The organism is Paraburkholderia sp. GAS82 (assembly GCF_050436285.1).
Classification (GTDB): Bacteria; Pseudomonadota; Gammaproteobacteria; order Burkholderiales; family Burkholderiaceae; genus Paraburkholderia; species Paraburkholderia phenazinium_B.
In genome coordinates, this window is record NZ_JBNDLX010000004.1 from 627,665 (window position 1) to 641,868 (window position 14,204).

General features: G+C 60.9%; 9 protein-coding genes and 1 tRNA gene. 2 read left to right on the plus strand and 8 right to left on the minus strand.

Going from position 1 to position 14,204, the window contains the following annotated elements; all coding sequences use genetic code 11:
• Positions 1–34 precede the first annotated feature (34 nt).
• Positions 35–847, minus strand: coding sequence for a GNAT family N-acetyltransferase (locus tag P3T17_RS16180; RefSeq protein ID WP_429407848.1), 813 nt, complete (start codon positions 845–847; stop codon positions 35–37).
• Between the two features lie 165 nt (positions 848–1,012).
• Positions 1,013–1,429, minus strand: a complete 417-nt coding sequence (locus P3T17_RS16185) for an organic hydroperoxide resistance protein (protein ID WP_429407850.1) — start codon at positions 1,427–1,429, stop codon at positions 1,013–1,015.
• Positions 1,430–1,895: 466 nt separating this feature from the next.
• Between P3T17_RS16185 and P3T17_RS16190 the strand changes: the two genes are divergently transcribed.
• Complete coding sequence (locus P3T17_RS16190) at positions 1,896–2,183, plus strand: DUF1488 domain-containing protein (protein ID WP_074265238.1); 288 nt, start codon at positions 1,896–1,898, stop codon at positions 2,181–2,183.
• On the opposite strand, the gene P3T17_RS16195 is transcribed toward P3T17_RS16190, so the two are convergent.
• Entirely contained in the window at positions 2,149–4,902 is a 2,754-nt protein-coding gene (locus P3T17_RS16195; protein WP_429407913.1) for an excinuclease ABC subunit A, read from the minus strand. The genes P3T17_RS16190 and P3T17_RS16195 overlap by 35 nt on opposite strands.
• A 259-nt stretch (positions 4,903–5,161) precedes the next feature.
• Here P3T17_RS16195 and nudC point away from each other — a divergent pair, with 259 nt between their 5' ends.
• Positions 5,162–6,112, plus strand: coding sequence for an NAD(+) diphosphatase (gene nudC, locus P3T17_RS16200; protein WP_429407852.1), 951 nt, complete (start codon positions 5,162–5,164; stop codon positions 6,110–6,112).
• Positions 6,113–6,389: 277 nt separating this feature from the next.
• On the opposite strand, the gene P3T17_RS16205 is transcribed toward nudC, so the two are convergent.
• From P3T17_RS16205 to P3T17_RS16225, 5 genes are all read right to left on the minus strand, one after another.
• Positions 6,390–7,412 (minus strand): PoNe immunity protein domain-containing protein, encoded by a 1,023-nt coding sequence (locus P3T17_RS16205; RefSeq protein WP_429407853.1) that lies wholly within the window; start codon positions 7,410–7,412, stop codon positions 6,390–6,392.
• 11 nt (positions 7,413–7,423) lie between these two features.
• Entirely contained in the window at positions 7,424–8,974 is a 1,551-nt protein-coding gene (locus P3T17_RS16210) for a hypothetical protein (RefSeq protein ID WP_429407855.1), read from the minus strand.
• Complete coding sequence (locus P3T17_RS16215; RefSeq protein WP_429407856.1) at positions 8,971–11,523, minus strand: type VI secretion system Vgr family protein; 2,553 nt, start codon at positions 11,521–11,523, stop codon at positions 8,971–8,973. Before P3T17_RS16215 ends, P3T17_RS16210 begins: the two co-directional genes overlap by 4 nt.
• Before the next feature lie 467 nt (positions 11,524–11,990).
• Positions 11,991–12,081: transfer RNA gene (locus tag P3T17_RS16220), tRNA-Ser, on the minus strand.
• 103 nt (positions 12,082–12,184) lie between these two features.
• Positions 12,185–14,203, minus strand: coding sequence for a sodium:solute symporter family protein (locus P3T17_RS16225; protein WP_429407857.1), 2,019 nt, complete (start codon positions 14,201–14,203; stop codon positions 12,185–12,187).
• Position 14,204: the final 1 nt, after the last annotated feature.

Consider the following 14,204-nt stretch of genomic DNA (forward strand, 5'->3'; position numbering starts at 1 on the left):
CATTTCTCAGGAGATTAGACCGTTCTGTATGCGCTCAGCGCTCAGTTATGTTACGCGGCTCCTGACACAAACTGGCGACGCGCCCTTGTCGCTGAAAACCCATTGCCTCGTATATTTCGCCCGCGTGGTAAGCCTCATCTGCAACAATAACAAACTGGTGCGAACGTCCAGCGGTGCGCCTGATAACCTCGGCCATCAGGGACTTGCAGACATTCCGGTTTCGATGCTGAGGCGCGGTGATCACTGACTGAAAACGCGCGATCCCGTCCAGAAAGAACAAGCCCAGACTTCCGACCTGTTCGTCACCAATAAAAGCTCCCCACCAGTTTCCCAGACCGCGGTCGATCAGCGTTTTGTAGGCCGTCTGTTGATGCGCCATGTAACGTTGCGAAGTGATCTCCTCGGGATTGGGCATGTCGGCGAGTTGCATTCGGGACCAATCGTCCCAATCCTGCTGGACGGCAAACGGGCGCACTTCAACCAGCGCGCTTGTCGCGACCGGACGCAGGTCATCAGGATGCGCCGCCAGCACACGACAGACCGTCGCGTCATAGCCTTGCTCGATGAATGCGTCGAGGGTGACGACGCTGTCGACGCTCTCCGGCCACGTAAACGTGCGGTGTGCAATCGAAGGCGGTTTGCCGACGAGGTGTGCAAAGTCATGCTCCAACCGTTTCAGGTCACTTCCCGCGGGTTGCTGCGGCAAGACGAGCATATTGCCGAAAAAGTATTCGGGTGCATCGGGGGTGCGGACGACGATGTAGTCATCCCGCGACTCGACGATCCCGGTTTCTGCGTGCAGCAACAGATCGGTAGCGAGACCCAGGTTGTCGGGGAAATGGCGCATTTCAAGTATCGTTAGCAGTGAGCATCGGTCGGTCTTTTGCTTTTATGCGCGTTGACTTTCGATCAAGGCGGATCGCAACCGGCCGGAGGCGTCATAGGCCCCGGCCTCTGGTTGCGATTGTCTGCGATCCACTTCCCCGTGTCGACTGGCCGAATCTGGGCCGACCTAGACCACGTTGATCACGACGTCGATGTTGCCGCGTGTGGCCTTGGAGTACGGGCAGATCTGGTGTGCCGCGTTCGCCAATGCTTCGGCAACTTCGCGCTCAACGCCCGGCAGGCTGACGTTCAGACGAGCCTGCAAGGAGTAAGCGTCGTCACTTACACACAGGTCCACCTCTGCATCGACGGCGGTGTCTGCCGGCAGCGCAATCTTCATGCTGGCGGCTGCGCGTCGCATCGCGCCGATGAAACAGGCAGACCAGCCTGCCGCAAACAGCTGTTCCGGATTCGTGCCGGTGCCGGATGAACCGGGCGCCGATAGTTTGACGTCGAGCCGGCCGTCGGAACTGCGGGACGCTCCGTCCCGGCCACCGGCGGTATGGGTTTTTCCTGTGTAAAGCACTTTCTTGAGCTGGGTCATGATGGTTTATTTCCTCGGTTTACGTTTGGATCTACGGCGGCGCGTGAGTCTGTCATCCGGCGTTGATGCATTAAGCCCCGGCGACGTATCTGCCTTGTGTCGGAAAACGGGCCGATTGCAACGACGTGTATCACCGTGGCGACCAGATACATTGCGATACGAATCGGGCGTTTTGAGCAGGAAGGGAAAGCGAATCGCGGGCAGGTCGGCGAAGACCCCGCGGAATAAAAGACGCTGGTGGCTCGCGAAGGGTATACAGTGGGGAGACGGCTGGCTGCGTCTCGCGGCCGCGTGCTTCGGGACCCATCATGCCAGTACAGACCAAATCAGCTTCTACAGTCACCAGCGGTTCGAGTGCGTACACTCTCGAGCGCAGGACGCACGCCCTTGTCCTCGAAACAGCCGATGCGCTGCGCGCGGAACAGAGACGCGTCAGTTTTGCTTCAATTGATTCGAGTGCCAGTAAATGGCGTTACTCAGTTGCAAGCGTAAAGGGCTGATCGTGGCACTTGAATTCCCCAATCCCAGCCGGAGCTACGATGCCGCGAGGCATTGTGTGTGTTTCTGGGGATACGACAATTCGCGCGAAATCACCTTCCTGGTGGATGACGCGGTGATCAGGAATTTGCAGCCGGGTGCGGGCTCCGACGAGCGGTCGATACTCGGGGCGTTCGACCAGTTTCGGGAAAAGCTTCTGGAGATCGCCCGGAAGCGGTACGTCAGCGGTCCGCAGAACCGGTATTCGATTTCTTGAGTGGCGGCCTCTTCGACCTGACGTCGAATACGGCGCGCAGATAGCTCGCGGTACGACTGTCCTCGGCGAGCGCCACTGTCTCAGGCTCGCCGCTCACAACGATCCGGCCACCCTCCTCTCCAGCCCCTGGACCCACATCGAGGATCCAGTCGCTTTGCGCCGCGACGCGCATGTCGTGCTCGACCAGCACCACGGTATTGCCAGCATCGACAAGGCCATGCAGATGCACCATCAGACGATCGGTGTCGACGGGATGTAGACCCGTAGTCGGCTCGTCGAGGATGTACAGCGTATCGCCACGTTGCGCACGCTGCAGCTCGGTCGCAAGCTTGATGCGTTGCGCCTCGCCTCCGGATAGCTCGGTGGCCGGCTGTCCCAGCCGCAGATAGCCCAGGCCGATGTCGCGAAGCACGGTCAGCGAGCGCATCACCTGCGCTTCGTCGACGAAGAAGTCGCATGCGGTGTCCACGGTCATCGCCAGCACTTCAGCGATGTTGCGATCGCGCCAGCGGATCTCGAGCGTCTGCGGGTTGTAGCGGCTGCCATGGCACGTCGAACAAGGCGCGTAGACGCTTGGCAAGAACAGCAGTTCGACCATCACGAAGCCTTCGCCCTCGCACGTCGGGCAGCGTCCTTGCGCGACGTTGAACGAGAACCGGCCGGCGCTGTAGCGACGCTTGCGTGCAGCGGGAGTGGCGGCAAACAGCTTGCGCACGGTGTCGAACAAGCCACAATAGGTCGCGAGATTCGAGCGCGGCGTACGGCCAATCGGCTTCTGGTCGACGCGCACGAGGCGCTTGATCCTGTCCATGCCGGCTGTGATCCGGCCGTCGGTCGTGACAGGCGGGGCCGCAAAGAGCGGATCGACTTCGTCGTCTTCGGCAAGATCGAGTACGCGTCCGAGATGTTCCGCCACGAGTTCCGTCAGCGCCTGGCTCACCAGGCTGGACTTGCCGGATCCCGAGATGCCCGTCACCGCGGTCATGCAACCCAGTGGAAAATCCGCCGCAAGCTTGTGCAGATTGTTGCGCGTCACGCCTTCGAGCCGCAGCCAGCCGCGGGGCTCGCGGCGCGGACGGGGCGCGGCCTCGCTCCCCTGAGCGTCTGACTCGCCCTGCGCAAACAGGTAGCGGCGTGTGCGCGAGCTTTCGACATCCGCAAGGCCTGCGGGTGGTCCGCTGTAGATCACACGTCCGCCTGCCTCGCCGGCATCCGGGCCTACGTCGACGAGCCAGTCGGCGCGCTGCATCACGCTAATGTCGTGCTCGACCACGAACAGCGAATTGCCCGCGTCCTTCAGGCGCTGCAATGCTTCCAGCAACGCATCGCCATCCGCGGGATGCAGTCCGGCAGACGGCTCGTCGAGCACGTAGACAACGCCGAACAGCTGCGACGACAGCTGTGTGGCGAGCCGCAGCCGCTGCAGCTCCCCGGAGGACAGAGTCGGCGTCGCGCGGTCCAGCGCAAGATAGCCGAGGCCGAGGTCGATCAGGGTTTTCAGACGTTCGAGCAGTTCGATCGCAAGCCGCTGCGCGGCCACGCGCTTCTCGTCGGACAGGTTGGGCGTACGGCGCACGTCAGGGGCAGCCTGGTGAGCCTGTCCGCCGGCCGCGACACGGCGCGCGACCGCTTCGCGCCGGCTGGCCTTGTCCATAACTTCGCCATCAGCGGACGTGCTGGAAGACGGCCACTGGCCGCGCGAGACGGGTTCGAGCAAGGCAGCCAGCCGTGCGATGGGTAGCTGCGAGAGCTCGCCGATATCCATACCGGCGAACGTCACCGAGAGCGCTTCCGCCTTCAGCCGCTTGCCGTGGCACGACGGGCATTCACTGCCGAGCATGAACTGTGACACGCGTTTCTTCATCAACGCGCTCTGCGTATTGGCGAAAGTATGCAACACGTACCGGCGCGCGCCGGTGAACGTGCCCTGATAGCTGGGCTCTGCCTTGCGTCTGAGGGCGGCGCGTGTCTCCTTCGGCGTGAAGCCCGCGTAGACCGGCACCGTGGGCTGTTCGTCGGTAAACAGAATCCAGTCGCGGTCTTTCTTCGGCAGATCGCGCCACGGCGTGTCGACGTCGTAACCGAGCGTGACAAGGATATCGCGCAGATTCTGGCCGTGCCATGCGGGCGGCCATGCGGCGATCGCGCGCTCGCGGATCGTGAGCGAATCGTCGGGAACCAGCGAGCGTTCGGTCACGCTATAGACGCGGCCGAGCCCGTGGCAAGTCGGGCAGGCGCCCTGTACCGTGTTCGGCGAGAAGTCCTCCGCATACAGCATTGGCTGCTTCGACGGATAGCTGCCGGTCCGCGAATACATCATGCGGACGAGGCTCGACAGCGTCGTCACGCTACCCACCGACGAACGCGCGCTCGGCGTGCCGCGCTGCTGCTGCAAGGCGACCGCGGGCGGCAAGCCTTCGATCGCATCGACGTCGGGTGCGCCGACCTGCTCGATCAGCCGCCGCGCGTAGGGCGCGACCGACTCGAAATAACGCCGCTGCGCTTCCGCGTACAGCGTGCCGAACGCAAGCGACGACTTGCCGGAACCGGACACGCCGGTGAACACCACCAACGCATCGCGGGGAATGTCGACGTCGACGTTCTTCAGGTTGTGCTCCCGCGCGCCGCGAACCTGGACGAAACCGCGCGGCACAAAAGTGGACGACTCGGGAAGATCAACCGAATGCTTGAGGGTGGAGGACCGTGAGGGCTTGGCCATGGCGACAGGGATAGGTTCGGGGGTGACGGTCTTGCATGCGGTCGCAAGCGACGTGCCGCTGGGTTCGCCGTATGAGGCGATCATGACTTCGGTATCGCGTGCCAAGAAAAATCTGCACAAGCTTCATTCTAGCCAAACCGGCCATGGGCGGTTCCCTCGGTCAATGAGCCAACGACGGCTTTCCGGATCGTGGTCCGATACATCAAGCGGAACACCGTGCCATACTTCCCGAACATATGGCCCATATTTCCTGTTGACGATGACCACCTCTTCCACGTCCATCGGTTTTAACCACAATACGCTCGAGCGCCGCTCCGAAAGACGCGACGATCACGCCTTCATCGAAGCGCTACGCAACAACCCGGCTACGCGATTTCTCGTCTTCGACGGAGACGCTCCCGTGTTCAAGCGAGGCACCGAGCATGACCCGTGGTACATCGCGAGTGAAACGGCGACCTTCGGCGAGCCGCTTCACAGCGTGTTTCTCGGCGAGGAAAGCGACGGCAGCGGACGCTTTGCGCTCGGCTTCACGCTCAACCCCGCCGCGGACGATCCGTCGGGAGACACGCTCCACGAGCGCGTCGAGCTTCGCTCTATCGCGCTGCAGGGTCTTGTTGGCACTGCGACACTGGGAATGCTCGGTCAGGCGAAGTCGATGCTCGACTGGCAGCGCCGCCACTCCTACTGCGCGAACTGCGGCTCGCCGAGCCGCATCGCGGCGGCCGGCTGGCAACGCATCTGCGATGTTTGCGGCGCACGCCACTTCCCGCGGGTGGACCCGGTCGTGATCATGCTCGTCATTGACGGTGAACGATGCTTACTTGGGCGCCAGCGCCATTTCGCCCCGGGGATGTATTCGGCGCTTGCCGGGTTCGTCGAACCGGGGGAAACCACGGAAGACGCCGTGCGGCGCGAAGTCATGGAGGAGGCTCGCGTGAGGTGCGCACAGGTTGTCTATTTCGCGTCACAGCCGTGGCCATTCCCTTCGTCGCTGATGATCGGCTGCTTTGCGCAGGCGAGCGATACCGAGATCGTGGTCGATACAGAGGAACTCGAAGACGCCCGCTGGTTTTCGCGCTCAGAGGTCGCGGCGATGCTCGCGGGTACGAGCGCGAGCGGGCTGTCGGCGCCGAAGCCGTTCGCTATTGCCCATCATCTGCTGCAGGCGTATGCGGATAAGGGTGCTGCGGTGTTGGGCGGTTGCGGGTAACCGTATCATCCGATGAGCTCAACACTCAGGAGGGGTAACAACGTGCCACTGTCCGAACTCCGGGTCAAACAGTCCGACCCCGTCACAAGTTGAGTTGTCGGCCACAACCATGATCGGGTCCCGAAACAGGCTGCCGTCGGTTTGCGCGGCGGCCATGACGTGATACGCCTGCCCTGGCTGCGCGAAGCGCGCGGCATCGTGAACGAGAACCCAAGCTGGCGGTGCAACGAAAAACGGCATCGCGTCCGGGTGCCGTGATTTTCTCTCAATCATTCGTTCACGCTTCGCGGGTTGGTCCGCCATCCTCGCGGGACATCACGATCCATGTGACCGGTCCTTCGATACGGTCGCGACCAATGCCTTCGGGGAACACGTCGCCCTCCTTGAACATGCGCTCCTGCACGAACGCGCCCGGCGATTCGAGCACGCCCCAGCGGCCTGCGTGCGGGCAGCGCTCGCCGGTTCGACGCGAGATGTGTGGTTTCGGCGTGTCGGCGCCCCGGGCTGCGGCCTGCTGCTGGCGCGCAAAATCCACAAGATCCTTTGGATACACTAGATTGTCGCGATAGCTGCTGTCGTCAATGTCCCACAGCACCGTCACCAGCGCGGCTTCCAGACACCAGTAACCGAAGTACAGGCCGTCCGTATGCGCGCCGTGCCAGTAGGTCGATGTCATGCCCTTGTACCAACTCTCGACAAATTCCTTGACGAAAGCGGCCCGCTCTTCGGGCGGCGAGACTGTCGCGCGAGCAAGCGGGCGATAGGGTTCTGGATGGAGCAACACGCGCGGTGTTTCGAGGCGCGTACCTGTAAGCATCATGACCACGTTCTCAAACAGGCCATCACGCCCCCGGTTGAACTCGCGGGTTTTGTCCACCCAGCGCATCACCGTCGGAACCAATTCCAAGTGGTCTAGTAGCCTGCAAAGTGCTAGCAGCCAGAGAACATAAACGTAAGCGTCAAACTGGGTAATTTCCAGCGTATCAGCAACGTTCTCGGGCGGGTTCTTGCTGCGAGGCGATACCTCATTGACAATATAGACATCGAAACGCCGGATGACTTCTGGGAACTGCAACTTCAGTTCTTCGATGGGACTACCTGCGGTGTAGTTGAGAAGAAGAAGTTGAAGGCTATCGGACGCGATCGACCAGCGATGACTTGACTCGGCTCCTGGAGCCTTGACCTTTTCGGACGAAAGCGATTCATACGAAAGCTCAATACCGTATTCAAATCCTCGCTTGGCTTGAAGAAATTCCTTTTCGCCGAGAAATTTTTGCCGCCGACTTTTATTGAAATCCACGTTCCGAACTCCTAGAAAGTATTCTCGGCAGGCTGTGACGGAGCCGGTTTCGACGCATTTTCCAGCTGCATTCCAGATGCCACTATGTCAATCAGTACAAACAGCTTGGAAGAGGACCCAGTTGCGCCGGGTAGGCAGATAAAAATCCAGCGGGCATAACGAGAAGTTTGAATAGCCTTTTGCTTTTTGACCTTTTCATCTACGGTCATACCGCCGGCCCGTACGCTTCGATCAAGTGCCTTGGGAATCCGTTCTTCAGTCCACGGTTCACTCATCTGCGTGCCATCGCACGTTTCCCCGAGACGACGCTTCGCCTCCTTGTTGATACTGTCGGTATCGTCAGGATCGAAACCTTTCGATATGTGCTTGGCCTCAAACACCACGAACAGCGGATACGCTACCGGACTTGTCGCCTCCGGGTTGAGCGCCTTGTACTTGAGTGTCGGCGGCTTCATCGTGTCGGGAATGAACACGAGCTTGCCCCCTGGCGGCGGCTCGCTCACGATCTGCGGCATAGGGTTGGGTGCGCTCATGTCCCATTGCTTCTCGAACAGACCGTCGAGACCTCGACCCCTTGGCGGATCAACAAGCCGCTTGTAGCCTAGCGACTTCTCCATCAGGGTATAGCCATCGTTCTCGCACTTCGCGCCGTTCTTTTGGTTGTTCTCGATCTGCAGCTTGCATTCGTTGGTCAAGGTATCGGCTTTGACTTCAGTCTTGACCTCCGGAGCGGGAATCGCAATTTGCTTCTTGCGCGCATATCCCGCCTGCCATTTCCGCAAATCCTCATCTTCGGTGTAGTGCTCAAAGGCATTGGATGGCATCACCACGATAGCAATCGTGAACAGCACCATCCCTCCGAGTCGAAGCAAGTACGGCGCGAGACGACTACCGACAGCCTCGCCAATGCTCTCGCCGACGGTGGGCGCCTCGACCGGCGGCACGACCCTCAGCGACGGCGGTGGTTTCGGAAAGAATGGATCATTCGCCGGGACGTCGGTGATCGGCGCATCGGGCGCGGGAAGTGCCTGTGCCAGCATGACCGTGCCCCCGAGCGCCGCTGCCTGCAGCTTCCGATCTTCCTCCTTCAGCACGCCCAGCCATGCCTTGGCTTCGGCCTGTGCTTTCTTCCCGCCTCCCGACCAGTCGAACGATTCGACGTAACGTTTCGCATTGCCGTATGCCTGGCTGTGCATGAACGCTCGCACATCCAGCCAGTTTCCACCGTCATTCACAATGCCAAGGAACGTGCGCGCGGTTCCGTAGCTCGGCATGAATCCCGAGAAGAAGAAAGCGAGCTGGTCAGAAGCCAACGAACGCTCGCCGCCACTGAGTATCCACGACAGGAAATCGCGCACCAGATACAGGAAGTCGTCATCGTCGTGAAATCCCTTCACACGTGAGAGCCACTGTCCGGCAATCGCCAGCGCGGACTGCTGCTGGCGAATCACGTCGATGGGATAAAACATGGCGAGAAACCGTTCGATTTCCGCCACGGACATACGTACTGCGTCCTTCAGGTCTGGCTCCACCTGGGTGATGGGCAATACCCTTGCGATCATGAAAGGAACTTCCTCACGAGGTTGATACCGGACTGCGCATCGGCGGCTACGCCGCAAACGGTGTTGGGGTGCGTCGGCTCGCCCGTCCACTGCCGTGCGTCCTCGCTCAACTCGACAGTCCCCTTACCGGGCGGTACGCCATCGAGGCGCGCAAAGCCCTTGTCATCGAGCGTGCCGGACAGTGTGGTGCCATTGCGCAGATGCAACTTGTAGGGCGCATTCCTGACCGGCTCAAGGTCCTCATAGTGATGACTGATTTCGAAGAAGTGCGGCAGATCGCCCACCTTGCCGGACGGCAAAACCGGGAGGTCCGGTCCCTGTGATGCCTTGCCCTGTTTCTGGATCGTAATGGTCTTGAAGAACAGGTCGAACGGACCGCCAAGCGTGATGCTGCCGTCCTTCATGTGGATGAAGGCGCCGCCGCATTCGAGGATGATTTCCTTGGCAGCTGCAAGATTGACCTTGCCGTTGACACTGGCCAGATTAACGTCCTTGTCGGAAATGAACGACATCGGGCCGCCTTGCGCCTGAATATCAACGGGGCCTTTCACGGCGAAAATCTTGATGCCAAGTTTCTGCGCGAATAGCGAAATCTTCTCGCCTGCCGCTACCGTCCAGCGTCTCAGCACACTCCAGTCAGCGTTCTTGCCGGCCACAGCGTTGATGTTTTCCCGCGCCGAGAACTGGACGCCGCCACCAGCGACGAGTGCCGCCGATGCAGGCGTGCTCATCAGCAGGCCCGGCTTCTTCAGGCCGTCCAGGTCGTTTTTCATCTGCTGCTGGGCGTCTGTGTCTGCGGGCTCGGCCTTCGCGCTCGCGGCGGAAACGGCCAGCGCCTTCGCGATCACCAGCGCACTTTCAAGCTGCGCGATGGTTTCCTGCATGTCCAGTTGCTGGCCGGTCGCGCCAGGACGGTCATAGGTCGTGACCATCATTCCCTTGCCCGCGCGGTTCACGCCGTAACCCGAAGTGCGAAGCTCATAGCCTTCGCCCCTGTATTCCAGCTTGTTATTGACCAGGTAGCCGAGATTCAGCTGCGACTTGCCCGAATGTTCCGTGCTCAGCTTGGCCCCTTCCTGGCCCGACCAGTCTTCGAAACGCAGCTTGTTATTCTTCTGCGTGCGGATCATGTTGCGCGAGAGCCAGCGCCGGTCGCTCGTCACCAGGTCGCGCGCCTGGCTATGGTGGTGGAACGCGCTGATTTCGGGCTTATCGGGATCGCCATCACGGCAGGTAATCACCGCTTCGGCATCGTCCAGCGCGGGGAAGTGCATGCCGGTTCGCCCCTTGCCCGCGAACGGTTTTGCCAGGCGTAGCGGTACGCTCTCGCCGCCATTGGGCCACGTCTCGAAGTCTGAATCGAAACGAACGATATAGCGCCCGTCTGCGTTGATGTACGAATAGGTGTAGCTGTCCGGACTGCAAATTCGCCCCGACAGGGTGCCGCTCACTTTGGCCCACGTCTGCGGCTTCAGTTCAAGCCTGAAGCGCCGGTCGGCAGGAATCGCCCTGAAGGTGTTGGAATAAGCCTTGTCACGCGCGCCGCTGTGCGTAATCTCGATGATGACCATGCCCTTTGGCGCATCGACCAGGACCGCATCGGTTTCCAGCACACGGCCGCACTGCAACGCAAGCACGTTGCTCTCGCCTTCGTAGACAACCTGGCGGGCGATGGCCGCTTCGTGGCGAAGTTGTGCCTCCCACTGCGCGCCCGCCTGGTCAAGATGGTGCGTGCCATAGACATAGGCCTGGCCATAGGTCGTGTCGTCCTGCGGCGCGATGTTGGCTTCGTCCCTGAAGCGCTCCCAAGCCGCATCCGGGTTGTAGTCCGCGACCATGAACGACCTCGGCACTGTCGAGGTATGCGTACTGATCGACGTGACCGCCTCGATGCCGCCCGCTTCAAGTCCGGCTGCCTCGCGGTACGGCACGATCAATTGTGGGTCGTAGATATAGTGGTCGATGTCGTCGCCATAGACCGTCTGGTCGCCGTATTCCGTTTCGACGATATAGCTGTAGATACCCGCCTTTTCCATCAGCATATGGGCGTAGGCCGCGTCCGACATTCCGTACTGCATGCGGAACGCGTGCTGGGGATACTGCCTGCGCAAGCGAAACGACATCTGCTCGGGCCGCATGCCGTGACCCTGCGCGATGGCCTTCAGGATGTCCGGCGCCGTGCCGTGCTGGAAAATCCTGTTGCGCGTGACGGCCTCAAGCCGCGCGATATGCGATCTGAGCACGATTTCGTACGCGACGAAATCCTTCGTGATTTGCAACCTCGAAAAGCGCGCGATGAACCCGGAGAACCTGCGTATGGTCCCGTCGTCTGCCTCGATTGAAAGCGACGCGTCGCGGTTCAGGTAGTCAGCACGCGCAAGCTGCAACGGATGGGTCAACATGACACGCACCTCATTGGGTGCGCCCATTTTTTCGGTCGCGGTGAACGACACGACCGACAGCACCACCGCGCTATCTGCGCCCGGCACGGTGAGGTGATACGCCTGTCTGCCTGGTATGGCTTGCAGCGCGTCTTGCAAGTCCGCCATAGGCTGCCCTCCTCGATGATTGTTTTTAGAGGCGCGGCCTGCGGTGCATCAGGACTGCTTAGATTGGTAGGCCGCGATGCGAGGCCAGTTCAACCCCTGAAGGTTTTTACCGCGCAATCCGTCCCGATTCTACGAGTCAGAGGCACGGAATTTGTCATTTGTTGTCAAGGCACAATCACTAAGCGCTGTCCAACAGCGGACGAGCCTGGATGGCCAATCTTGAGGAGGCTTTGGGCGGTCTCGCAAGAATCGTCTGCTCACCACCGCTTGCTCGTTTCGGCCTCCCTCGTCGCGCACCGGACATAGCCGGATTCTGGAGGAGAGTGACGAATGAGAGACGGGCGTCAAACGCCGAGTGGCATCATTGGCCAGCCGTGAAACACTGCCCGATGATGTGCCATTTGATGGGCCAGAAAAAACAAAAACCCTGTAAGCCATTGAACTTACAGGGTTTTGATGTTCCATTCTGGCGGAGAGACGGGGATTCGAACCCCGGATAGGTTATTAACCTATACACGCTTTCCAGGCGTGCGACTTAAACCGCTCATCCATCTCTCCGGCGGGAGCCGAATTATAGCAAAATCCGGAGCCCGCGCCACCCCTGTCCTGAAACGGACCTCGAACACCCCTCAAACGCCCGCCAGAGGCCGATCCAGCCGCCTTACGGATGCCGGATATAGTCCACCAGCGCCCGCGTATAAGCGTCCGGTTTCCGATCCACGAGACTCACCAGAATCGCCACCAGAAACCCCGCCGGCACGCCAAACACGCCCGAACTGATCGGCTCGATCCCAAACCACCGCGCCCCGACGAACCCCGTCATCTGCGTGAAAAACGGATATGTCGAAACGATGTAGTAAATGCACACCACCAGCCCCGCCACCATCCCCGCCACCGCCCCAAGCCGGGTCGTACGCTTCCAGAACACCCCAAGCACCAGCACCGGAAACAGGCTCGACGCCGCCAGCGAAAACGCCGCCCCCACCAGAAACAGAATATTCCCCGTATTCAGCGACGCCACGTACGACGCAAACAGCGCCACCCCCAGCAGCAAAATCTTCGAGATCGTCACGCGCCGTTGGCTCGATGCCGCCGGATCGACCATGTGATAGTAGACATCGTGCGAGAGCGCATTCGCAATCGTCAGCAGCAGTCCATCCGCCGTCGAAAGCGCGGCCGCCAGCGCCCCCGCCGCGATCAAGCCCGACATCACATACGGCAACCCCGCAATCTCCGGCGCCGCCAGCACCACCATATCCGGCTGCATCTGGATCTCGCTCCACTGCACGAGGCCATCGTGATTCGTATCGGCGACGCTGATCAGGTTCGGTTCGATCCTCAGCCACTGCGTCAACCACTGCGGCAAATCGGCAAACGGATGATTCACGAGATTCGCGAGGATCTCGTACTTGATCAGCACCGATAGCACCGGCACGGTCAGATAAAACAGCGCGACAAAGAACAGCGTCCAACCGACCGAGCGTCGCGCCGAGGCCACTGACGTGGTCGTGTTATAGCGCGTCAGGATATGCGGCAAGCTCGCCGTCCCCAGCGACAGACACAGCAGCAGCGACAAAAAATTGCGCTCATGCGTCTGCCGGTCTTCGGCGCTGATCGCCGGAAACGGCTCGGCCATCGGCACCGGCGACGACGCGCGCATCAGCAACGCCTCACGCTGTTGCGTCCACACGATCCTCGCCGCGTCAGCGTCGCGCGGGAACAGTTCAAGCGCCCGCTCGCCGGTGTTGATGTCGCGCAACGGACCGTTATGCCGGCGCAAGTCAGCCACCTGCTGCGTCAGTTGCTGCTTCGCGTCCGTGAACGATTGCGGTAGCCTGTCGATCCGCGTCTGCAACTGCGCCGCCTGCATCCGGTAGTTCTCGCGTACGTTCTGGTCCAGCGGCGAGTCGCGCACCTGGCGCTCCAGAATCTCGACACGCGACATGAGTCGTCCGTAGTTAAATTGCGGCACCCAGCCGAGGCCATCCTTATGCGCGATCATCGATACAGGAATCAGGATCGCAAAGATCAGGATGACGTACTGTGCCACCTGGGTCCACGTCACCGCGCGCATGCCGCCGAGGAACGAGCACACCAGAATGCCCGCCAGTCCGCAGAAAATCCCCACCGCAAAATCGACCCCGATAAAGCGCGTCGCAATCAGCCCCACGCCCTGTATCTGCGCCACCAGATAGACGAACGAGCACAGGATCGCGGATAGCGCAGCGAGTCCGCGCACTGCGTTGCTCGAGAAGCGCGTGCCGAGAAAGTCGGGAATCGTGTAGCGCGCCAGCTTGCGAACATACGGCGCGAGCAGGAACGCGGTCAGGCAATAGCCGCCGGTCCAGCCCATCAGATACGCGAGACCGTCGTAGCCAGTCGCGTAGATCGAACCCGCGAGACCGATGAACGACGCCGCCGACAACCAGTCCGCCGCCGTCGCCATACCGTTGAAAGCGGACGGCACGCGCCGTCCCGCGACGTAGTACTCCACCAGATCGGAGGTGCGCGACAGCAGACCGATGACTGCATACACAGCGATCGGCACGAACAGGAACACATAGCCGATCCACACGCCCGGCCCCGTCACGTTCTCGATGCGCCACATCACGTAGATGAAGGCCAGAAACCCTAGCGTGTAGAACGCGTACGAGCGGATGAGCCGATGCGTGAGCGTCATC